This is a genomic window from Aeromonas sanarellii (assembly GCF_000820085.1).
GTDB classification, from domain to species: Bacteria; Pseudomonadota; Gammaproteobacteria; order Enterobacterales; family Aeromonadaceae; genus Aeromonas; species Aeromonas sanarellii.
In genome coordinates this window covers 1-22,738 of record NZ_CDBN01000034.1, presented here as the reverse complement: position 1 = coordinate 22,738, position 22,738 = coordinate 1, and the positions used below count along the sequence as shown (strand labels likewise).

At 60.5% G+C, this 22,738-nt stretch carries 19 protein-coding genes and 1 other RNA gene; 5 read left to right on the top strand and 15 right to left on the bottom strand.

Going from position 1 to position 22,738, the window contains the following annotated elements; translation table 11 throughout:
- Nucleotides 1–527 precede the first annotated feature (527 nt).
- From BN1132_RS06760 to BN1132_RS06720, 9 genes are all read right to left on the bottom strand, one after another.
- Nucleotides 528–1,289 carry a hypothetical protein gene (locus BN1132_RS06760; RefSeq protein WP_042076221.1) on the bottom strand — a complete coding sequence of 254 codons (762 nt, stop codon included), beginning with the start codon at nucleotides 1,287–1,289 and terminating at the stop codon, nucleotides 528–530.
- 212 nt (nucleotides 1,290–1,501) lie between these two features.
- On the bottom strand, nucleotides 1,502–1,915 hold the full coding sequence (locus tag BN1132_RS06755) for a hypothetical protein (RefSeq protein WP_042076220.1): 414 nt from the start codon (nucleotides 1,913–1,915) through the stop codon (nucleotides 1,502–1,504).
- Nucleotides 1,916–2,108: 193 nt separating this feature from the next.
- Nucleotides 2,109–3,269: a hypothetical protein gene (locus BN1132_RS06750; protein ID WP_167335701.1), complete on the bottom strand. Its 1,161-nt coding sequence runs from the start codon at nucleotides 3,267–3,269 to the stop codon at nucleotides 2,109–2,111.
- 272 nt (nucleotides 3,270–3,541) lie between these two features.
- Entirely contained in the window at nucleotides 3,542–6,418 is a 2,877-nt protein-coding gene (gene gcvP, locus BN1132_RS06745) for an aminomethyl-transferring glycine dehydrogenase (protein WP_042076215.1), read from the bottom strand.
- Nucleotides 6,419–6,653: 235 nt separating this feature from the next.
- On the bottom strand, nucleotides 6,654–7,043 hold the full coding sequence (gene gcvH / locus BN1132_RS06740; RefSeq protein WP_042076214.1) for a glycine cleavage system protein GcvH: 390 nt from the start codon (nucleotides 7,041–7,043) through the stop codon (nucleotides 6,654–6,656).
- A gap of 74 nt (nucleotides 7,044–7,117) precedes the next feature.
- Nucleotides 7,118–8,218 (bottom strand): glycine cleavage system aminomethyltransferase GcvT, encoded by a 1,101-nt coding sequence (gene gcvT, locus BN1132_RS06735; protein ID WP_042076213.1) that lies wholly within the window; start codon nucleotides 8,216–8,218, stop codon nucleotides 7,118–7,120.
- Nucleotides 8,219–8,599: 381 nt separating this feature from the next.
- Nucleotides 8,600–9,820: an FAD-dependent 2-octaprenylphenol hydroxylase gene (locus tag BN1132_RS06730; RefSeq protein WP_042076211.1), complete on the bottom strand. Its 1,221-nt coding sequence runs from the start codon at nucleotides 9,818–9,820 to the stop codon at nucleotides 8,600–8,602.
- Between the two features lie 100 nt (nucleotides 9,821–9,920).
- The gene (gene ubiH, locus BN1132_RS06725; protein WP_042076208.1) at nucleotides 9,921–11,144 is read right to left on the bottom strand and encodes a 2-octaprenyl-6-methoxyphenyl hydroxylase; all 1,224 of its coding nucleotides are present in this window, start codon (nucleotides 11,142–11,144) and stop codon (nucleotides 9,921–9,923) included.
- Between the two features lie 183 nt (nucleotides 11,145–11,327).
- Nucleotides 11,328–11,897, bottom strand: a complete 570-nt coding sequence (locus BN1132_RS06720; RefSeq protein ID WP_042076206.1) for a UPF0149 family protein — start codon at nucleotides 11,895–11,897, stop codon at nucleotides 11,328–11,330.
- 173 nt (nucleotides 11,898–12,070) lie between these two features.
- On the opposite strand from BN1132_RS06720, the gene zapA reads away from it, so the two are divergent.
- The gene (zapA, locus tag BN1132_RS06715) at nucleotides 12,071–12,403 is read left to right on the top strand and encodes a cell division protein ZapA (protein ID WP_042076205.1); all 333 of its coding nucleotides are present in this window, start codon (nucleotides 12,071–12,073) and stop codon (nucleotides 12,401–12,403) included.
- A gap of 16 nt (nucleotides 12,404–12,419) precedes the next feature.
- Nucleotides 12,420–12,602, top strand: a non-coding RNA gene (gene ssrS, locus BN1132_RS19410) — 6S RNA.
- 132 nt (nucleotides 12,603–12,734) lie between these two features.
- On the opposite strand, the gene emrD is transcribed toward ssrS, so the two are convergent.
- From emrD to BN1132_RS06695, 4 genes are all read right to left on the bottom strand, one after another.
- A complete protein-coding gene (emrD, locus tag BN1132_RS06710) occupies nucleotides 12,735–13,934 on the bottom strand; it encodes a multidrug efflux MFS transporter EmrD (RefSeq protein WP_042076204.1) in 1,200 nt (399 codons plus the stop codon).
- Between the two features lie 356 nt (nucleotides 13,935–14,290).
- Nucleotides 14,291–14,953, bottom strand: coding sequence for a glutathione S-transferase family protein (locus BN1132_RS06705; RefSeq protein ID WP_042076203.1), 663 nt, complete (start codon nucleotides 14,951–14,953; stop codon nucleotides 14,291–14,293).
- 31 nt (nucleotides 14,954–14,984) lie between these two features.
- Nucleotides 14,985–15,593, bottom strand: coding sequence for a glutathione S-transferase family protein (locus BN1132_RS06700; RefSeq protein WP_042076201.1), 609 nt, complete (start codon nucleotides 15,591–15,593; stop codon nucleotides 14,985–14,987).
- A gap of 124 nt (nucleotides 15,594–15,717) precedes the next feature.
- Nucleotides 15,718–16,179 carry a hypothetical protein gene (locus BN1132_RS06695; protein ID WP_042076200.1) on the bottom strand — a complete coding sequence of 154 codons (462 nt, stop codon included), beginning with the start codon at nucleotides 16,177–16,179 and terminating at the stop codon, nucleotides 15,718–15,720.
- 200 nt (nucleotides 16,180–16,379) lie between these two features.
- Here BN1132_RS06695 and suhB point away from each other — a divergent pair, with 200 nt between their 5' ends.
- Nucleotides 16,380–17,183 (top strand): inositol-1-monophosphatase, encoded by an 804-nt coding sequence (gene suhB / locus BN1132_RS06690; RefSeq protein WP_042076198.1) that lies wholly within the window; start codon nucleotides 16,380–16,382, stop codon nucleotides 17,181–17,183.
- 102 nt (nucleotides 17,184–17,285) lie between these two features.
- Here suhB and BN1132_RS06685 read toward each other — a convergent pair whose 3' ends face one another.
- Together BN1132_RS06685 and BN1132_RS06680 are read right to left on the bottom strand one after the other, a co-directional pair.
- Entirely contained in the window at nucleotides 17,286–18,161 is an 876-nt protein-coding gene (locus tag BN1132_RS06685) for a flagellar protein MotY (RefSeq protein WP_209428953.1), read from the bottom strand.
- Between the two features lie 68 nt (nucleotides 18,162–18,229).
- Nucleotides 18,230–20,203, bottom strand: a complete 1,974-nt coding sequence (locus BN1132_RS06680; protein ID WP_042076196.1) for a methyl-accepting chemotaxis protein — start codon at nucleotides 20,201–20,203, stop codon at nucleotides 18,230–18,232.
- Nucleotides 20,204–20,348: 145 nt separating this feature from the next.
- On the opposite strand from BN1132_RS06680, the gene rnt reads away from it, so the two are divergent.
- Together rnt and BN1132_RS06670 are read left to right on the top strand one after the other, a co-directional pair.
- Complete coding sequence (gene rnt / locus BN1132_RS06675) at nucleotides 20,349–21,008, top strand: ribonuclease T (protein WP_042076194.1); 660 nt, start codon at nucleotides 20,349–20,351, stop codon at nucleotides 21,006–21,008.
- Nucleotides 21,009–21,255: 247 nt separating this feature from the next.
- Nucleotides 21,256–22,578, top strand: coding sequence for a Na+/H+ antiporter family protein (locus tag BN1132_RS06670; protein WP_042076192.1), 1,323 nt, complete (start codon nucleotides 21,256–21,258; stop codon nucleotides 22,576–22,578).
- The last annotated feature ends 160 nt before the right edge of the window (nucleotides 22,579–22,738 follow it).

Here is a 22,738-nt window from a genome sequence, read left to right as displayed (position 1 = left end):
TGATAACTAGATCTGTACAAGAAACAGGTGAGTCTTCTAATTAAATTACTTAGTGATGCCCTATGTGATAATTTAGTTGGAAAATCAACAGCAATTCTTTATCTGCGTCAAGAACAAGGGACACTCAAGTTGGAAACCAAGCTCTGATTGGCATGTGGCATTCAAACAGGCTCCTGTGCTTCAGCTACATCACCTAGTCAGATTGCCCTTATCCTGCCTGTACAGTCTCAGAATTTCATGGAATAGCAAACGCCCCACCGCATGTTCAAGAAGGCACAGAAATTGATGCCGAAGGATATTCGCTCTAAAGCAGATTAAAAAAGATACCTGTTTAGTGTCAGTGTCAGGTGATAACTAGAACAGCACAAATTTAGAAGCAATGCTGTCTTTATCGAGATAATATTATTTCAACTGATTGGAGGCATCACCCATCTTCAAATATGGTGATCACACACAACCAAAATAATTTATATTCACAAACAGATATGTGATGTAACAAATATAAATTCAGTTCCCTAGCGTCCATCTCAATCAAAAAACATCAACTCAAACTCTCTCATGACATGGGCTATCTCAGCAATAACTCTCGAACATAATTCCTTCTGCTGGGAAATTGATAACTTATAAATTGATTTTCTTAAGTGCGACTCTAAAAGAAATGATAAGGACTCAGGCAACTCATCCCTTTCATGATATACAACAATATACGTTGCTATTTTCAATATAATATCACGCTCTGGAATTTCTTTATTTCCCCACATCCATGAAATCATTGCAGCTACTGCACTGAACTCAGACTCATGAAGAAATAAACGACTCGCTTTATCTAATTCCTCAATCATGCGTTCATCGAGACAATAACCCGCCTTGTCAGCCCATTTTATTAAAAAAGCTAGGCGTTCTTTCTTCTCTCGCTGATATTCAGCATCCAACTCGAAAAATTCCATAATGACTGGGAGCACAATATCCTTGGTTGCGTTAAATTGAAAATGTATATTTTTCCACTCTAATTGTTCTAAGTATTCATCGTGTGGATTAACATCTTCATCCCCCTCCATGAGTAATCTAACCACAACCTGAGACGCGATACATGCAAACTCTCTTCGTTCGAATATATCCGAGAAGTATTCAATCCACATGTCATCGCACATTATTGCAGCGGCAATCGCAGCTACAGAACTATCTTGCGTAAATCCATTATAGGTAGCGATATCTGAAAGTTGCTCTTGCATTGCCGATTTCTTCGAACCTGTGAGCCCAGCCCAATAGTCAACATGATTAGCACTCATATAATATATTCCTTTAAGTAATCAGGTGTACCATAAGGTATGCACCCCCATTAATATTAAATTCAACATCAATGGTAATATTTAATAGAAAGTTACACACCAATTATTATTTTATATCGAAAATTTAAGCGCACAGCCCTGTATCCTCAAAATTAATTTTGAGCCATCATAGTAAAATATTAAAGTAATTATGGCAACTTACGTGATTTCCATCACAAGATAGTCGCGAAACTCTTTTGATAATGCTTGTAGATTGCGTCAACGATGCCACGCCAATAGGTGCACCACTCAGCATCAGTAGCAAACTCTAATCCATAAGTTGACTCCATAAGTTTTCTGAGCGGTGGTCCAGGCTGTTGGGATATCTCGCCAACAAACAACGCACTGAGTGGTAATCTATTGGCAGCAATGTCGATATGGTATAGCGCACATAGCTCGGCACTAAGCTCTTGGCGGAGCTGTGTAAGCTTAGTCTCATTATTTATTTTAATTTTTACTTCAACGTAAGGAGGGAGGTTATTCAAACATTCCACGAATATACTCTGCACTACTGTGTTCAAAGTGACTAGTTCACCTCTTTCTGCCGCTTCCTTTAAAGTGGTGTGGAGCACACAAGGTTTCAACATTTTAGCTCCTTCCAGTATTACATTTCAAAACAAACATAGATTCTATGACGCATAAAGGCCGCTATTAAAGCAACCATTGTCAATGTGAAAAATAATTTTCCAGTAAATATTTACGCCTAAATATTTAATGCAATTAAATAACATTAATATAAACAATTTGAATCTTGTTGAGGATTGCAACTCAATAGATGGTTTATGCTGAAAAGCACTTTTTTGCTATGCGCAGTGTATTAACAATGGCTTGAGTCGTAGACGCATTAGCAGAAAATAGTGCTTCGTGCATCACATTCTTCGTTGCTATTATCCTGATTTCTTTTTTCCAGAAGATATTTGGCTTTACTTCGGAAGATAGTCGCGCAGCCTCTCTAACCTCAGAATCTTTATCTATCAAAGCTAACAATAGTAACAATTGTGGGGATATTGCAGGGTGGTTGATTAAAGACATGCGAACGCTCCTATCTCCAATATAGGGCATCTCGTCGCTGGACAGTTCGTTCCGAACCGTAGCAGTTAAGAGTGGATCCATAATAAGGGACTTTTTTACATCGTCATCCTCATCACAGGCCAGTTTAAGTAGCACATTGGGTAGTGTCAGGGCGTAACACGCTTCCTCCCCCTCATTTAAGGCTAGTTGGAGTAGCACCTCAGCAGGCAAAGACGGATGCTCAGTTAAGGTTCGTCGGACACATTCATCCTCATCACTTGCCAGTTTGAGCAGAACCTGAGTTGGTAAGGCCGGGTTATTGAGGAGAGCTTCGCGAACATGTTTATCCTCATCACAAGCCAGTTCGACCATCTGATTAACAGGCAGTATGGGGTTGCCCGCTGCCGCCATACGGATTAGAGGTCTCTCATCAGACGCCAGCCTGCTCACAGTGTCTGGCAATATGGAAGGATTGCTTGCCGCAGCCATCAAGATCTGCACTTCATCAGGGCTCATCAGGCTCAGAACCCGATCAAGCAAATCAGGTGGCGTTGTAGGATTGCAGGCCACGCCCGCTCGAACGTCCTCCTCTGCGTCATAGGCCAGCATCTCCAACACAGATATCGGTGCAAATGGATTGCAGCTGACGCCACGGCGAACATGCTTATCCTTATCACACGCCAACATTGCTAACGCCTCAGGCGGAGCTGATCGGTTTCTGGCCACAGTGACGCGAGTCACTACATTTGTGTGTTCTGCGAGTGCCATAAACGTATTGGGCGGGAGAGCTGGGTTACTAGATGCAATCCGGCTAACGTCGTCATCATCGTCACCCGCCAGCTCAATCATCACCTCGATAGGAGTCGCGGGATTGAGAGCCAGGTAGTAGCGAACCAACGACTCTTCATCACTCGTCAATGCAACCAACACCTCCGAGGGAGTCGTCGGATCTCGGGCTATATTAGATCGTTCGTAAACAGCGAGCTTACTCAGACAAATCATTCCCACCACCTCATTTTTTGACGTTAATGCTCACCCCTATAATCAAACAAAATGAAATCGACTTTGGCTAGTACGATTTTCGCCGGAAACTTCTGCAAAGCTTTGATTATTTGTGCCAGCGCACTCTTCACAACCACCTCTACAAACGACAAGGCCACCCGCAGGGGTGGCCTTGTGCTTATGGGTTATCAGTACCGCTATTACTTGGCGTAATCCTCGGTCGGTACGCAGGAGCAGAACAGGTTGCGATCGCCGTAGACGTCGTCGATGCGGTTCACCGACGGCCACAGCTTGCTGGCGCGCACGGCGTCGGACGGGAAGACCGCCTCGGCGCGGCTGTAGCCACGGGACCACTCTGCATCCATCACGTCATCCTGGGTGTGCGGCGCATGGACCAGGGGGTTGTCGGCGAGGCTCCAGTGGCCGTCCTGCACCCGGGCGATCTCGGCGCGGATGGCGGTCATGGCTTCCACGAAGCGATCCAGCTCGCGCTTGGATTCGGATTCGGTCGGCTCGACCATCAGGGTGCCCGCCACCGGGAAACTCATGGTCGGCGCGTGGAAGCCGTAGTCCATCAGCCGCTTGGCCACGTCCATCTCGCTGATGCCGGAGGCCTCCTTGAGCGGGCGGATGTCCAGAATGCACTCGTGGGCCACCCGGCCGTTGCGCCCGGTGTAGAGCACGGGGAAGGATTCCCCCAGCTTCTTGGCCAGGTAGTTGGCGTTGAGGATGGCCACCTGGGTGGATTTCTTGAGCCCCTCGTCACCCAGCATGGCGATGTACATCCAGCTGATGGGCAGGATGCTGGCCGAGCCGAACGGGGCGGCAGACACGGCGCCGTTGTCACGGCTCTCCTTGTCGGTCTTGACCACGGCATGACCGGCCACAAACGGTGCCAGGTGTTTCTTCACGCCGATGGGACCCATGCCCGGACCGCCACCGCCGTGGGGGATGGCGAAGGTCTTGTGCAGGTTGAGGTGGGAGACGTCCGCCCCGATGAAGCCTGGCGCCGTCAGCCCGACCTGCGCGTTCATGTTGGCGCCGTCCAGGTAGACCTGACCGCCGTACTGGTGAACGATGTCGCACACCTCCTTGATGGTCTCCTCGTACACCCCGTGGGTGGAGGGATAGGTCACCATCAGGCAGGAGAGCTGGTCCCCCACCTCGGCAGCCTTGGCGCGCAGGTCGTCCAAGTCCACGTTGCCGGCCTTGTCACAGGCGGTGACGATCACCTTGAGGCCCGCCATCTGGGCGGAGGCCGGGTTGGTGCCGTGGGCAGACGCCGGGATCAGGCAGACGTCGCGATGCCCCTCGCCGCGGGACTCGTGGTATTTCTTGATGGCGAGCAGGCCCGCGTATTCCCCCTGGGCGCCGGAGTTGGGCTGCATGCAGACCGCATCGTAGCCGGTCACCTTCACCAGCCAGTCTTCCAGATCTGCCAGCAGCAGCTGGTAGCCCTGGGCCTGCTTGAGCGGCGCGAAGGGGTGCAGTTTGCCAAACTCGGGCCAGGTCACCGGGATCATCTCGGCGGTGGCGTTGAGCTTCATGGTGCAGGAGCCGAGGGAAATCATGGCGTAGTTCAGGGCCAGATCTTTCGCTTCGAGACGGTGGATGTAGCGCAGCATCTCGGTCTCGGAGTGGTACTTGTTGAACACCTCGTGGGTCAGCACGGCGTCGGTGCGCAGCAGATCCTGCGGAATGGCGTGATGAGTCTGGGCGGCCTGGTCGAGGGCCTCCACATCGAGGCCGTGACCCGCCCCAAGGAACAGGTCGAACAGCTCGGCCACATCGCCTCGGGTGGTGGTTTCAGAGAGGGACACACCGACCGCACCATCGAGATCCGCACGCAGGTTGATACCGAGCCCTTCGGCCCTGGCAATGAGTGCAGCCTTGTCCGACGTCAGTACTGTGAGGGTATCGAACCAGCTTCCGTGCTTGAGAGCCACGCCCTTGGCGGTGAGGCCGAGCGCCAGGATGGTGGTCAGACGGTGCACGCGGGAGGCGATGGTCTTGAGCCCCACTGGGCCGTGGTAGACGGCGTAGAAGCTCGCCATGTTGGCCAGCAGCACCTGGGCGGTACAGATGTTGGAGTTGGCCTTCTCGCGGCGGATGTGCTGCTCGCGGGTCTGCATGGCCATGCGCAGGGCGGCCTTGCCGCGGGCATCCTTGGAGACGCCGATGATGCGGCCCGGCATGGAGCGCTTGTAGGCATCGCGGGTGGCGAAAAACGCCGCGTGGGGGCCACCGTACCCCATGGGCACGCCGAAGCGCTGGGCACTGCCGAACACCACGTCGGCGCCCAGTTCACCCGGGGATTTGAGCAGCAGCAGGGAGAGCAGGTCGGCGCCGACGCAGGCCAGCCCCTTCTGGGCCTGGACGGCTGCAATGAGGGAACGCAGATCGGTCACATTGCCGGTGGTGGACGGGTACTGGAACATGGCACCGAATACCTCTTCGCTCACCGCCTCGCCCGCCGGGCCGACGACCACGTCGAAACCGAAGTGCACCGCGCGTTCCTTGACCACGTCGATCACCTGGGGGTGCACGTCGTCGGCCACGAAGAAGAGGTTGGACTTGGATTTCGCCATGCGCTTGGCCAGCGCCATGGCTTCGGCGGCGGCGGTGGCTTCATCGAGCAGGGAGGCGCTCGCCAGATCCATGCCGGTGAGATCCAGGGTGAGCTGCTGGAAGTTCAGCAGCGCCTCGAGACGGCCCTGGGCCAGCTCGGGCTGATAGGGGGTGTAGGCGGTGTACCAGCCCGGGTTTTCCAGCACGTTGCGCAGGATGACGTGGGGCACATGGGTGTCGTGATAGCCCATGCCGATGTAGCTCTTGGCGATCTGGTTCTGGGCGGCATAGCCCTTGAGCTTGGCCAGGGCCTCCACCTCGGTCATGGGGGCGCCGACACCGAGCGGGCCCGGGCGGCGGATGGCGGCGGGGACCGTCTGCTCAATCAGATCGTCCAGGCTCTCGGCGCCCACGGTGGCGAGCAGGGCGCGCATCTCTTCCTCACCCGGGCCTATGTGGCGGCGGATGAAATCGGTTTTTTGCTCGAGTTCAAACAGTGACTGGGTCATTTCCCTATTTCCTGGTAAATAAGTCCTGGTATGAAGGCCTGATAACCAAGACCTGATGTTCCTGATAGCCGGCATATACCGGCTCCACTCATGTTCTCTGTCCGCCGCAGGCAGACGGGGGATGCGGCAAGGGCATCCCGAAGGCGCAGAGGCTGCGCCCTTCCTGCAACCTCCATGGCCGCAGGATGGCAGTCATACAAGAGGGCCCTGCTGTGTTGGCAGGGCCCCGGGGGCATTACTCTTCGTCCACCACGTTCTGGTAGCCGTCGGCATCCAGCAGGTTGGCGAGCTCGCCCGCGTCGTCCAGCTTGATGCGGAACAGCCAGCCGGCGCCATAGGGGTCGGAGTTGACCAGCTCGGGGCTGCCTTCCAGCTCTTCGTTGACGGCCAGGATCTCGCCGCTCACCGGGCTGTAGATGTCGGAGGCGGCCTTGACAGACTCCGCCACGGCGCAATCTTCACCGGCGCTCACCTGCTTGCCCACTTCCGGCAGATCGACGAACACCATGTCACCCAGCAGATCCTGGGCGTGCTCGGTGATACCGACCACGGCTTCGCCGTTGGCTTCGACACGGACCCACTCGTGGGAGGTGGCATATTTCAGTTCGCTCGGGATATGGCTCATTTGTGCTTCCTTTATGCTCTTGGATCGCTTCAACAAAAATGGATCGGCGAAGGAACGCCCCTCGCCGCAATGAATCATGACACCAGGGGCTGGCCGTTGCGCACGAAGGCCGGCTTGGTGACTTTCACGGTGACCAGCTTCTTGCGGATCTCCACCTGGGCCTGTTCGCCGATATCGCGGGGCACCCGCGCCAGGGCGATGCTGTAACCCAGGGTCGGCGAGAAGGAGCCGGAAGTGATCACCCCTTCACGCACTTCGCCGCTCTCGCTGGTGAAGGTGACCGGCATGCCGCTGCGCAGCACGCCCTTCTCCTCCATCACCAGACCCACCAGCTTGGGCTGGTTGCCGGCAGCCTTCTGGGCCTCCAGGGCGGCGCGGCCGATAAACTGGCGATCGCTGGGTTCCCAGGCCAGGGTCCAGGCCATGTTGGCGGCGAGCGGGGAGATTGACTCGTCCATGTCCTGGCCGTAGAGGTTCATGCCCGCTTCCAGGCGCAGGGTATCGCGGGCACCCAGGCCACAGGGGGCCACGCCGTTATCCAGCAGGGCCTGCCACAGATCGCACGCCTTCTCCTGGGGCACCACTATCTCGTAGCCATCTTCGCCGGTGTAGCCGGTGGTGGCGATGAAGAGATCCCCGGCCTGCAGGCCGAAGAAGGGCTTCATGCCTTCGACCGCCGCATTTTGCTCGGGGGTGAACACCTTGGCCGCCTTGGCCTTGGCGTGGGGGCCCTGCACCGCGATCATGGCAAGCTCGGGGCGCTCGGTCACGCTCACGGCGAAGTCGATGGCGTGGTGGCGGATCCAGGCCAGATCCTTCTCGCGGGTGGCGGAGTTCACCACCAGGCGATAGAAGGTATCGGTCAGGAAATAGGTGATGAGGTCATCGATGACGCCGCCTTCCGGATTGAGCATGCCGCTGTAGAGGGCCTTGCCGGGGACGGTGAGTTTGGCCACGTCGTTGGCCAGCAGGTGTTGCAGGAAGGCTTTGACCCGCTCGCCGGTCAAATCGACGATGGTCATGTGGGAGACATCGAACATGCCTGCATCGGTGCGCACCGCGTGGTGCTCTTCCAACTGGGAACCGTAGTTGATGGGCATCTCCCAACCGTGGAAGTCCACCATCTTGGCACCCGCTTCCAGGTGTTTCGGATGCAATACAGTAGTCTGGATCATCGCTGTGTTTCCTTAAGCGTTCGCGACAACACTCGCAATCCGCCCCGGCACGTCGGGCAAAACGGACCACAAGCTCTGTGCTCGTCCCCGCCCGGGCGGGCAGGAGTGATTCCTTGAACGGTGCGGATTATATGACAAGCGCGCCGGGGCGCCGCTCAAAAAAAACTAATCCCCACCCGACAAACTGACACCAGACACTAAGGCAAAAACAGTGATAAAAACAGTGCGAACCGAACATTGGCGAGATTAAATGTTGATTTTTACCATTTCGTCACAATTTACAGAAAAACGTTTCGCTTCTTGCCAACATTAAAGGCTGACACCACGAGAGGGCATACAGCCCCATCAGATTAGTTTTATTGTCAAAACCCCGGGGTAAGATTAGATTTTTTCACCCTTGGCCAGGGCGGGCAGCTCCCCGTCCAGCCCCATGGCGGCCCGGATCATACCCTGCTTGAGGGGGCCGAGGGCGTCGACGGCACAGAGCCCCACCCCGCGCACCAGCTTTTTGAGGGGGTTGCTGCCTGCAAACAGCCGCTTGAGCCCCTCCATGGCCGCCAGCATGCGGGCCGCCTCGCTCTTGCGCCAGCGCTCGTACCCGCGCAGGTTGGCGAGCAAGCCGATGTCCGCGCCCTTGCCGTGATGAATGAGGATCTGCTCCGCCAGGGCCGCGGCATCCAAGAGGCCGAGGTTCACCCCCTGCCCCGCCAGCGGGTGTATGGTGTGGGCTGCATCCCCCACCAGCACCAGCCGCTCGCGGGCAAAGTCGCGGGCGTAGCGGGCGGTGAGCGGAATGGCGCTGCGGGCCCCCTCCACCTTGCACAGCCCGAGCCTGCCATCGAAGGCGGCCGTGAGCTGGCGGCTGAACCGCTCGTCATCCAGGTCGCACAGCGCCTCGGCCCGTTTGGCCGGCACAGACCAGACGATGGAGCAGAGGTCGGGTTCCCACAGGGGCAGAAAGGCGAGCGGCCCCTGGGGGGTGAAGATCTGGCGCGCCACCGCCTCGTGGGGCTCGGCACAACGTACCGTCGCCACCAGGGCGTGGTGGCCATAATCCCAGCTGGTGAGGGGAATGTCCGCCTGGCGGCGCACCCAGGAGTGGGCGCCGTCGGCGGCCACCACCAGGCTGGCCGAGAGGGCGCGGCCATCCTCGAGCAGCAGCAGGGCGCCCGCCGCACTGCTCTGCAGGCTCTTGGCCCGGGCCGGGGTCAGCAGCTGGATATTGCCTGCGCCGCCGATGGCTTCCAGCAGCGCGAGCTGGATCACCCGGTTCTCGACGATGTGGCCGAGGGCGCCCTGGCGCAAACTGGCGGCATCGAACGCGATCTGGCCGAAGCTGTCCTGCTCCCACACCTGCATCCTCTCATAGGGCTGCAGGCGGCGCGCCGCTATACCGTCCCAGGCGCCGACCCCCTGCAGGATGCGCTGGCTGGCAAGGCTCAGGGCGCTGACCCTGTTGTCAGGCGCCGTCCCCAGCACGGGATCCGGCAGCCGGCCTTCCACCACGGCCACCCTGAGTGTGCTCTGCTTGAGGGCGGCGGCGAGCCCCAGGCCCACCATGCCGCCCCCCACGATCACCACATCTACCTCTTGCATCTGCATTCTCTTATGTCCTTTCGTGGCTGATCACCGGGATCAACGGAGGCACGCCCGCGGGCGTCCCTCCTCAAATATGTCGAGTCCGCCGCCGGGGGCGCGCACCTCATTGGCGACACAGGTCGGTGACGAATCCCAGGGTGCGGGAGGCCAGCGGTGCCTTGAGCCAGGGCACTCTGCCCATCAGGGAGATCGCCAGGTTGCGGCCCACCACCAGGGGGGCGTGATGGTTCGAGAAGAGCTGGGCCAGGGAGGAGGTGAGCCAGACGGTCTGGGCCTGATCCTCCCGGCGCGACTGCCAGTAGCCGCTCAGTACCTCGAAGCTGCCGATGTCTTCCCCCGCCGCGAGCGCCCGGCCGATGGCGCGGGTGAGCAGGTCAAGGTCGCGCATGCCGAGGTTGAAGCCCTGACCCGCGATGGGATGCAGCAGGTGGGCCGCATTGCCCACCAGCACGGTACGCTGCGCCAGGGGATAATCGGCCACCGTCAGCACCAGGGGATAGAGGTGACGCACGCCGGTGCGCTCGAAACGCCCGAGACGCCAGCCAAAGGCCTGCTGCAGACGGGCGAGAAAGGCGGCGTCATCCAGCCCCATCAACGCCTGCGCCTCGTCCCGCGGGACGCTCCAGACCAGGGAGGATAGCCCGTCCTGCATGGGCAGCAGGGCGAGCGGCCCCCCGTCGGTGAAGCGCTCGAAGGCCCGCCCGGCGGGATCCTGGGCCGTCTTGACGGTGGCGATGACGGCGCTCTGGCCATAGTCGTGGCGACTGACCGGCATCTTGAAGTGCTGGCGCACGAAGGAGTGACCCCCATCGGCCGCCACCAGCAGCCGGGTGCGGTAGCGCGCGCCATCGGCCAGGGTCAGCGTCACCCCCTCCTCTTCGGGCTCTATGTTCGCAAGCTGGGCCGGACAACACACCCGGATCTGCGGGGTGGCCGCCATCGCCTGCTGCAACTCGATGCCGGCCGCAGAGAGCTCGATCACCTGGCCGAGTGCAGCCAGGCCGTATTCCGCCGCCGACAGCCTGGCCTGGCCGCAGTGGCCCCGATCCGAGACGTGGATGTCGGTGATGGGGGCGCAGTGGGGGGCGAAACGGGGCCAGAGCCCGTGACGGGCCAGGGCCTCGCAGGTGCCGGCGGAGAGCGCGATGGCACGGGCGTCGAAACCGGGGTGAAGGTTGAGCTCGGGGGCGCTCGCCTCCAGCAGCAGGATCTGCAGGGGGGCCGCGTCCGGCCCCTTGAGGGCGGCGAGGGAGAGGGCCAGCACGGCGCCGCTCATACCGCCACCGACGATAGCCACGTCGACGTGAACCAGATCAGATTGAGACATGAGAAGAGGGCATGGACGAAAAACGTGGGCCAATCCTACCACAAAGCCGGCAGGCAGGATGCGAAGCCACGGGCAAAAAACCGATTTGGCGCCGTCAGTTAGCGGGTCATGCGGCCCTGACCGGCAAAACAAGGAGAGCGCCTCGTGGCGCTCTCTTGTCAGACATCCCGACGGGGTGGGCGATCAGTGCAGGGTCGGCGGGCTGCTTGGCGAGTCCGGACGCTTGCCGAACTCCTCGAACGCCATCATGACCCCCAGGCGCACGTGCTCGTAGAGCACCAGGAAGGAGGCCTCGTTCTCGTCATCCTCCTGATCGAACTCCGCCGAGACCTGGGTGATGCTGGCGATGTCCTGGATCATCTCCTGCAACTCCTCGGAGGCCTTGGAGAGTTCCTGCTGCACCACGCCAAAGCCGGCCAGGAAGGCCTGGGACCAGTCCACCAGCGAGTCGATGCGCTCGTCGAGAGGCGCCTCATCGCTTGGCAGCAGCAGTTCGACCCCTTTCTGGGCCATCAGGCTCTCGATCACCTCGTGGTAGAGCTCGGTCATCACCTGGCGCACCGGTGCCGGCAACCCGAAACCGTCGTTGATCAGATCGTTGAAATGGGGCAGCCAGCTCTTGTCGTCCAGGGCCACGCCACCGCACACCAGGCCGCAGATCACGCCATGGGCCTCGACGGCCGTCGCCATCAGTTCGTGCTGTGCCATCAGGTCGGCCAGGGTCGCATATTTCAGGGGGGTCGTTTTGCTCATCTAGGATCCGCTCAAAGTTCAGGCAAATATGCAGAATTTATGGCCGAGATCCTAGCATTCTCCCCTTCCCAGAGCCAGCAAGGCCTTGAAACTTCTGCATCTGCGCTATATAGTCCCGCCCAGTTGTCCACGTGGATAAAGGCGGAAATCAGCCCCGCCGTATTGAGGAAGGCATGAGCATAGAGGCCGTAGAAATCGTCATTTTGGGACGTCCCTACAAGGTGTCTTGTCCCCTGGGACAACAGGATGCCCTGCGCCAGGCCGCCGACCAGCTGACCGACAAGCTCATCGAGCTTCGTCAACGTTCCAAGGTCTCCAGCAACGAACAGCTGGCCGTCATGGCGGCGCTCAATTTCTGTCACGAGCTCTGCCTTGAAAAAGAGAAAAACCACCAATACTCTGAGACCATGGACAAGCGGATCAAGATGCTGCAACGCACCATAGAAGCCGCCTTGATCGAGCACGGACAATACGGTGAATCCGGCGAAGAGGCGCAACAGCCCTAATCGCACCGAGTTTTGAAATTCCCTGGAGTGTTTGTCAGCCGGTTCAAGTCCCCGAGCCGATATTCATACCAAACAGGGGGTCTGCCTTCTGGCTATTGAGCATGCTCGGCCCGACCGAGAAGCCTGCGGCCAGATTAGATCTCCGCCTTGAACCGACGGTTCAAGGGCCCAAACCGGCAACGGCATCTCCGGGGTACCTACCCAAAAAGCCCGTCATCGCGACGGGCTTTTTCTTTGCCTGCGCGGCCCCCCCCTTCCACTCGCCTGCGGCGTCTCGCCACCTGGCAGGAGGCAGTAAAAAGCCCGCCAACGGGGCGGGCTCTTGGCCGTGTCAGACGGCCATCTGTTCCCGGGGGGCGCCGTGGTGGCGCAGCCAGAGGAAGCTCAAGGCCACGATCAGCACCATCAGGGTCATGATGGCCCCCAGGGTGACCTGCCCCTCCATGGGGAAGCTGGCCGCCAGCAGGGTGACCACGCCGGCCCCCAGGTTCTGCATGCCGCCGAGGATGGCGCCCGCGGTGCCCGCCTGACCCGGGAAGGGTTCGATGGCGCAGGAGGTGGCGGTCGGATAGAGGATGCCGCTGCCGATGAAGTAGACGGCGGCGCCGCCTACCAGGGAGGCCGCGCTCACCATCCCGAGCAATCCGGGCACCAGGATGATGAGGGAGCCCAGCGCCAGGAAGGCGATGCCAAGGCGCATCAGCTTGCCCTGGCTCAGGCGGTAGCTCAGGCGGGCGGAGAGCCAGGCGCCGAACAGATAACCCGGCAGCGGCAACACGAACAGCACGCTGACGGTGCGGGCACTCAGTTTCAGCACGTCCCCCAGCAGCACGCCGGCCGCCGCCTCGAATACCGCGAGCCCCGCGAAGGTGGCCATCAGGCAGAGCAGGTTGCCCTGGAAGCGCGGGTTGCCGAGCACGTGGCGATAGGCCGCGCCGACCCGCAGCGGCTGCTGGCGGGCGGATGCTGGCAGCGTCTCGCCAAACCAGGCCAGCAGCGCAAGTGTGGTCAGGGTGCCAAAACCGAACAGGAACCAGTAGCCGGCACGCCAGTTGAACAGCTCGGTGAGCCAACCGCCCAGCACAGGCGCCAGCAGGGGGGAGAAGATGACCCCCATGCTCACCAGGCTGTTGGCCCGGTTGAGCTCGGCGCCGCTGTAGCGATCCCGCATCACGGTCCGGCTCATGGCCCCCCCGGCGCCGGTGCCTAGCCCCTGGATGAAGCTGCCCGCCAGCAGGGCCGCGAAGTGCGGGATGAGCTGGATGACCAGGGTGCCGGCCAGGAACACCATCATGCCGATGAGCAGCACGGGGCGACGACCGATGCGATCCGACAGGGGACCGTAGACGAACTGGGAGAGGCCGTAGGGAATGAGGTAGCAGGCCATCACCGCCTGCAACTGACCGGAGGCCACATGAAAGTCCCCCGCCATCATGGGAATGGAGGGCACATAGAGGGTCTGGGTCATCTGACCCACGGCAACCATCAGAATGGTCAGGAAAAACAGGGGGTAGAAACTGTGCCGATACATATGTCGTCCGAAAAAAAATCAAAAGCCACCGCCCTCCGGGCAGAGATCTGCAGGAGGATCCAGACAAGGGTCGTTGAAGGATTGAAACAAGGCGGAGGACCCGCACCAGCCGGGAGCAGGACGCTCTTTGGCTTGCGATAATCTTAGTGATTCATGTCACAAAATACGAACGAATCTTTATAATCTGCTTCCCCAAGTTTTTCTAATGTGACGTGCCTGAGTCCCCGTTAGCCGGTAGTTCACAGGGTCGTAATCGGTATCGCGACGGCGCAAGGCGGGCACTGGGGAAAGAGATGCAAGGAGGGATAACAGGAGGGCAGAAAAAGAGATGGCCCATCGCAGGCCATCTTCTTGCATCAGCGGGTCACCATCTGCTGTGCCCGCTTGACCTGATCCTCGGGGCTCTCATTGCGCGGTGGAATGGTGATGCCCTTCTGGCAGGCGGGTCTGGCTTCCATGCGCGCCATCCAGGCCTGCAGATGCACCAGACCCTCGATGGAGATGCCGCTCCAGTCGTAAATGCGCACCCAGGGCCAGGTGGCGATATCGGCGATGCTGTACTCGTCGGCCAGATACTCATGGTGTGCCAGATGACCGTCGAGTACCTCGAACAGGCGTCGCCCCTCCTTCTGGTAACGCTCTATGGCGGCCGGGATCTTCTCGGGGAAATAGCGATAGAAGACGTTGGCCTGCCCCATCATGGGACCGACCCCCCCCATCTGGAACATCAGCCACTGGATGGCCTGGGAGCGGCGCTTGGGATCCTGCGGCAGCAGCTTGCCGGTTTTTTCCGCCAGATAGATCAGGATGGCGCCGGATTCGAACACGGCGAAGTCGCCGTTGTCCCGATCGACGATGGCCGGGATGCGACCATTGGGGTTGATGGCCAGAAACTCGGGCTTCTTCTGCTCCATGGTCGAGAAATCAAGGGGAATGACCTTGTAGGGCAGTCCCAGCTCCTCGAGGGCGATCGACACCTTGAACCCGTTGGGCGTGGCAGCAGTGTACAACTCTATCATCTTGGACTCCTTGGATGTTCAGAGGTAAGGATCAGGCCTGAGCGCTGGGACGGGTGCTCACCCGCTCATGCCAGGCCTGCAAATTGGGTTGTTTGGGGGTGATGCGAAGGCCGACGACCTTGCCAAAGTCGATGGTGCACAGGGCCAGGATGTCGGCAATGGTGAAGCGATCCCCGGCAACATAGGACACCTCGGCAAGACGGGCATCGAGCTTGTCAAACCAGACCAGCGCCTGTTGCTTGCACTCTTCACCCCACTCGGGGAAGACGGTCTCCCTGTCCTTGTAAAAACCGGTGATGTGGCGAAACGCCATGCCGGTCGGCAGCCAGAGGTTGAACTCGATGAAGCGGCTCCACATCTCTATGGTGGCGCGCTCGAGCGCCGTGCGACCAAACAGGTTGGGTTCTGGGTTGAGCTCTTCAAAATAGCGGCAGATGGCCAGGCTTTCACTGAGACAGCTACCGTCATCGAGTTCCTGTACCGGAATGCGTCCCGCCGGATTCTTGGCCAGGAAGGCGGGCGCCAGGTTTTCCCCCGCCCCCAGATCGACCTGATGATAGGCCATCTCTATGCCCTTCTCCGCCAGAAACATCCTGACCCGGCGAGCATTGGGGGCCTGTTTCAATTCATAGACCTTCATCTCACCCCCTGTGGCGGGACAGATCGGAGCCATCTCCCACAGGCGAACATGGGCCATGGCGCAATATCGGTCTGTTATGACAAATATTGCGCCGTTTGAACAGTCCACATTGAGGGGGAAACGACTAGCTGCACATCGCCATGGGCTGACGCTGACGCTGACGCAGCAGGATGAGACGGGAAAGCAGCGGGAAATAGGACTCGAGCTTGCTCTGCAGCACCAGGCTGCAGGCGGGATCCGCCAGCTCCGCCTCATCCAGCACTATGCCATTGGAAACGAAGTAGAAGTGGGGATCCCTGACATCCGGCCCCCGGGGGGGATGGTCATATTGTCGATGCACCAGGAGGGGCAGCACCGGCAATCCCAGCGCCTCGCCGCTGATGCTCCAGGCGGGAGCCGGCCATGCACCGCCATCTTCTTCCAGCAGCAAGATGGCTGCTTCCTCTTTCGATGGTTGCCACTGCCCCGGCTGTGACACCCGGATCTCGCTGAAGTAATCCCCAAATCCGCTGGCGCTGCGCAAGGCGGCCAGCACACTCAATGTCGTCGCTGCCGACGGTTTTTGACTGACTAATGACAGATTCATGGCTCATATCCCTATGCTCACCACAGCCTGTTCTCCGGCTGTCGCGATAAGACTAGACGAAGATGAGCCTTTATTGGAGCCGTCAGATCTGTCAGTCCCGAACGTGATCGCGCCCGGGCATAACGGTTGCTATTCCCGGATATCTTGGTAAGATATCGCGTCCTTTTATCCCCCGTTCTTTAACATCCAGTGGTGAACCTATGCATCCGATGCTGAATATCGCCGTGCGCGCTGCGCGCAACGCCGGTCAAGTAGTAGTAAAAGCCTTCTCTCAACCCGAGAACATCGAGGTTATCCAGAAAGGCAGCAATGACTTCGTGACCAACGTTGACCGTGACGCCGAAGCGGCCATCATTCACACCATCAAGAAATCTTACCCGGAACACAGCATCGTGGCTGAAGAGTCCGGCGAGATCGCCGGTACCAATCCGGATTACCAATGGATCATCGACCCACTGGATGGCACGACCAACCTGGTCAAGGGCATTCCGCACTTTGCCGTCTCCATCGCCCTGCGCGTGAAGGGCAAGACCGAGCAGGCCGTCGTCTACGATCCCATCCGTGACGAGCTGTTCACGGCCACCCGTGGCAACGGCGCCCAGCTGAACGGCTACCGCATCCGGGTCGGCAAGGCCAAGGATCTGTCCGGCACCATCCTGGCTACCGGCTTCCCGTTCAAGCAGAAGCACCACATCGAGTCTTATCTGAAGATGTTCCAGAGCATGTTCATCGAGTGTGCCGACATCCGCCGCGCCGGCTCGGCCGCGCTGGATCTGGCCTATGTGGCCGCCGGCCGCGTCGACGGCTTCTGGGAGATCGGCCTCAAGCCCTGGGACACCGCCGCCGGTGAGCTGCTGGCCAAGGAAGCCGGCGCCATCGTCACCGACTTCGTCGGCGGTCACAACTACGAGAACTCCGGCAACATAGTGGTGGCCAACCCCCGCGTGTTGAAAGAGATGCTCGGCAAGATCCGCGAAGAGCTGCCGGAATCCCTGGCCAAGTAAGCTCGCGTTTCGCTCAAGAAAAATGCCAGTCGGCCGGGCCGACTGGCATTTTTTTATGGCTGCGTGAAGTGGATGATTCGCCAGCCCGGGTACGCGACGCGCTCAGATGGTGCCGTTACGGCCCATGTTGATCACCACCCGCCGGTTCTTGGCACGGCCTGCCTCCGTCTCGTTGGAAGCCACGTGCTGCTTCTCGCCGTGTCCCTCCACCGAGACCTTGCCCTCCTCGATGCCGAGATCCACAAACACCTGCTTGATGGCATCGGCTCGTTTCTCGGAGAGCTTCTGGTTCGGCCAGCGACCGCCATAGCTGTCGCTGTAGGCGTCGATCACCACCACGTCTATGCTCTTGTCCGCCTTCACGTACTCGCCGATCATCGCCAGCCGTCGCTTGGACGCCGGCGACAACTGGTCGCTGTTCTTGTCATAGGAGAGCACGCTGAAGGCGATGTCGTTGAAGCTGTAGGGCAGCAAACCGCTCAGGCAGTCCATGAAGGCCTGGTATTTGACCCTGAAGTTCACCGACGAGAGAGAGACCCTGACCGGCCTGTCCTGCCGGTACCAGTCGCGATACTGGAAGGTCGGCATGCGCCCGCCTTCCAGCTCGTCCAGCATGGTCCAGGCGGTCTGGCCCGCGACCAGGCCGTCGAACTGCTGGTAGAACTGCAGCTGGCTTATCTGCCTGCCGGAGACCCCGGGGCGCCAGCTGGGCGGCATGATCCCGAGGCTCACCGTCTGGGTACGCGCCTGGGGCCGCTGCCCCTTCAGCTCGAAGTCCAGATTGATCTTGCGCCCTGCCCGGCTGACGAAGGCCCCCGTCCCCCAGCGGGGAATGGGATGCTCCAGCCGGCACTCCACCTGTGTGTCCGAGGTCAGGCGCCAGACGGACTGATCCAGGCCGGCGCCGAATTCGGTCACTCCCGCCTGCAATGGCATACTCACGGATATGCTGATCAACCCCAACATCCAAGCATTCAACGGCTTGCCCTCCACACTATCTCGAATTACCTATCGGCCGTGGCGGGGCAAGCTTTAGGGCAAAACGCTCAGTCGGTGGGAGAACGCGCCATCAGTTTGAAGCTGGCGAGACGCTCCGCGAGCTCCCTGGCCAGGGTGTCCAGCTCGGCGCTGTGCTGCTGCAGGGTTTCCGAATGCTGGCGATGGGCCTCATAGACCTCGCGGATGGTCATCACGTTGTGCTGGATGTCGTCGGTCACGTAGCGCTGCTCCTCGGTGGCGGTGGCCACCTGGGCTGTCATGTCGCTCACCTTGCGCACCTCGTCGACGATGACATTCAGCTCGCTCCCCGCCCGCCTGGCCTCCGTCACGCTCAGACCGGCCTGCTCTGTGCCCATGTGCATGGCGGTCACCGCCTGATTGGCCCCCTGGCGCAGACGGCCCAACATCTGCGCAATATCATCCGCGGCCTGCTGGGTGCGGGAGGCGAGCGCCCTCACCTCTTCGGCCACCACCGCAAAGCCACGGCCGGACTCCCCGGCGCGGGCCGCCTCGATGGCGGCATTGAGGGCCAAGAGGTTGGTCCTGTCCGAGATCTGCTTGATGAGGTTCAGTGCCTCTCCCACCGCCTCGGTGTCCTGATGCAGGCTGTCCACCAGGTGCCGGGTGTCGACCAGGGTGCCCGCCACCTGCTGGATGGCGTTGATGGTATGATCCACCTCCCTGTCCCCCTGCCGGGCCCGGCCGATGGCCTGCTGGGTCGCCTGGGAGGTCTGGGTGGCGTTGCGGGCTATCTCGGCCACCGTCGAGGCCATCTCGGTGGCGGCGGTCGCCACCAGGTCCACCTGGCCAAATCCCCTGACCACGCCGGCGTTCACCTCGGCGATGACCCCTGCCGAGACGGCGGCGCTGCGCCTCAGCACATCGCAGGAGTGGCGCACCGCCAGCAGCAGGCTCTCCAGGTGGGCGAGGAAGCGGTTCAAATCCTGCGCCAGCGCCCCCAGCTCATCCCCCGAGCGCCAGTTGACCCGCACGGTCAGGTCGTTCTCCTGCACCAGCCGCTTGAAGGTCTGGTGCAGGGTCATGAAGCCCAGATGCAGATCCCGCACCACCCGCCAGCAGACGAAGGTGGTCAGGGCGATGCATAGCAGCACGCCAAACGCCCCCCACCAGAACGCGTGGGCGCTGTCTGCCCGCATCTGCTCGACCCGCTCGAAGAGCTGCAGATAGAGGCGATCCTCGATCTCCTTGAGCAGGCCAATCTTGTCGGTGCTCAGGGCAAACCAGGCCTCCGCATCCACCCCGAACCCGCCGCTGGCCGCCTTGTCCAGGGCAAGCGTCTCCATGGCCGCCACCTTGGCCACCACCGGGGAGGCCAGACTCTCCCTCAGCAGCTGGCGCTGGGCGGGACTCGCCACCGCCTGGAAACGCTCGAGATAGGTGTTCTGGGCCGCCAGCAGGGAGATGAACTGCTGCAACAGCGCCGGGGTGAAGCTGCCTCGCCCGAACACATTGCTCAGGGTCGCCCGCTCGAGCCCCATGCGCTCCTTGCTCTGCAGGAAGGCGGCGTAGGCGTTGGTCTGCAGCGCTATGGTGGCGTCCCGGCTGTCGACGCTGATCCCGTCCACCACCGCCAGCAGCTCCGTCACGAGGCGGGTGTAGAAGCTGACCTGCTCCGCCACCTCGACCCCGAGATCACTGACCCGCTCACGCATGGCGGTGAGCCCCGCCAGCGCCTGCTGCACCTCGGTCAGGGCCAGCAGGGCCGGCTCCTGGCGAAAACGCTGCAACAGGGTGTCCACCACCTTGCGCTGGGCGGGCAGCGCATCGCGGAACTTGTTGCCGCCGGCCCCCAGGAAGCCGGCCGACATGCCACGCTCCTTTTGCAGTTCATGGGCGAGCTGCGCCGCCTCCTTCACCACCTCCAGCGCGGCCAGGGCCTCGCTCATCTCCTGCTCGACCCGGTAGCGCTCATAGACATAGCGACCGGAAAAAAACAGCAGGGCCAGCAGTGGCAGACAGACTACCAGCAGCATCTTGTGCGCCAATCCCAGCTTCATCATCGCCTCTCCCTCCATGGTTGAAGTCGCCAATTATAAGCTCAAGCGCTTCAAAGAGAACCAGATGCCGGCCCCATGACGGCGGATAAGGGACAAGGGCCCGCTTTTTTGCCATAATGCCGCCTCCTTTCATGCCGACCGAGATACCATGACCGACGCCGTTCACACCCTCAAGGGCCGCTTTCGTGGCTTTTACCCCGTCGTCATCGATGTTGAAACCGCCGGATTCAATGCCAAGACCGATGCCCTGCTGGAGATAGCCGCCCACACCCTCAAGATGGATGAACAAGGCTGGCTAGTGCCCGATCAGATCTTCCATTTTCATGTCCAGCCCTTTGAGGGGGCCAACCTGGAGAAGGCGGCGCTGGAGTTCACCGGCATCGATCCCTTCAACCCCCTGCGCGGCGCCGTGGACGAGAAGGAGGCGCTCACCGAGATCTTCAAGGGGGTGCGCAAGGGCATGAAGGAGAGCGACTGCGGTCGCGCCATCATCGTCGCCCACAACGCCACCTTCGATCACGGCTTCGTGATGGCCGCCGCCGAGCGGGCCGGCCTCAAGCGCAATCCGTTCCACCCCTTCGCCACCTTCGACACCGCCGCGCTCTCGGGCCTGGCCCTGGGGCAGACGGTGCTGGCCAAGGCGTGCCAGAGTGCGAACATCCCGTTTGACAACAAAGAGGCCCACTCCGCCCTCTACGACACCGAGCGCACCACCGAGCTGTTCTGCCATATCGTCAACCGCTGGAAGAGTCTGGGGGGCTGGCCCCTGGCCACCCCGGATGACAGCAGCGACGACGCCGGGGTCTGAGAGTCCCGACCTGCCCAGACAGGCTGCCGGACGGCAGCCTGTCTGCGTTACAGCGGTCCGATAGGGGATGAACAGGTTGGACCAGGAGAGGCGGCGAAGCCCAGGCACCGGGTTGCCAGCAACCTTGTGCCACAAGATGCTGCCGATGGCCGGGATCCGCCGATTTTTTTCTCGACATTTGCCCGGTTTTTCGCAAACTAGCTGCCTTTCACTCGACAGACAGCAATACAATCCATAAGGAAATCAAATGAATCCTGTTGTTATCGCGGTGGCGCTGATGCTGGTGCTCAGCCTGCTGCGGATCAATGTGGTGGTCTCCCTCGCCATCGGCGCCATCGCGGGTGGCCTGCTCGGCGGCCTCTCCCTCGAGAAGACCCTCAGCACCTTCACCGGCGGCCTGGGTGGCGGCGCCGAGATCGCCCTCTCCTACGCCATGCTGGGGGCCTTCGCGGTGGCCATCTCCCGCTCAGGCATCACCGATCTGCTGGCCCGCAAGGTCATCAGCCAGCTCGGCAAGGATGCCAGCAGCTCCCGCATTCTCTGGGTCAAGAGCCTGCTGATCACCTCCCTGCTCGCGGTCTCCATCTCCTCCCAGAACCTGATCCCGGTGCACATCGCCTTCATTCCCATCCTGATCCCGCCGCTTCTGCACGTCATGGCCCAGATGCAGATCGATCGTCGCCAGGTGGCCTGCGTCATCACCTTCGGCCTCACCGCCACCTACATGCTGCTGCCGGTGGGCTTTGGCGGCATCTTCCTCAACAACATCCTGGCCAAGAACCTCGTCGACAACGGCGTGCCGGTGGAATACAGCCAGATGCCGCTGGCCATGGCCATCCCGGTGTTCGGCATGTTCGTCGGCCTGCTCATCGCCGTCTTCTTCAGCTACCGCAAACCGCGCCAGTACGATCTGGAGAAGATCCTGGCCGCCGAGCCCGAGACGGTGGAGCTCAACCTGAACCACATCTGGGTGGCCCTGCTGGCCATCGCCGTGGCGCTGGGGCTGCAGCTGATGACCAACAGCATCGTCCTCGGGGCGCTGGCGGGCTTCGTCATCTTCACCTGCGGCGGCGTCATCAAGTTCCGTGAGAGCCAGGATGCCTTCACCCAGGGGGTGCGCATGATGTCCCTCATCGGCTTCATCATGATCTCCGCCGCCGGCTTCGCCGCCGTGATGAAGGAGACCCACGGGGTGGAGAGCCTGGTGCAGTCCGTCTCCGGCATGATGGCGGGCCACAAGGGACTGGCCGCCTTCCTGATGCTGCTGGTGGGTCTGCTCATCACCATGGGGATCGGCTCCTCCTTCTCCACCGTGCCCATCATCGCCACCATCTACGTGCCCCTGTGCATCCACCTCGGCTTCTCGCCCATGGCAACCATCGCCCTGGTGGGAACCGCCGGTGCGCTCGGGGATGCGGGCTCCCCCGCCTCCGACTCGACCCTGGGCCCCACCTCGGGCCTCAATGCCGACGGCCAGCACGACCACATCTGGGACAGCGTGGTGCCCACCTTCATCCACTACAACATCCCGCTGGTGATCTTCGGCTGGGTTGCCGCCATGGTGCTCTAACCACCAGCACAGGATGCAAGGCTGAAAAAGGCGACCCCGGGGTCGCCTTTGTTGTCTCCGGCACCGCCATCAGCCGGCAGCTTGCAGAGGACGCCGCCCGGCCAGGGCACAGAGACAGGCCACCAGCGCCAGCCCCATGCCCACCGAGCCCACGAGACGG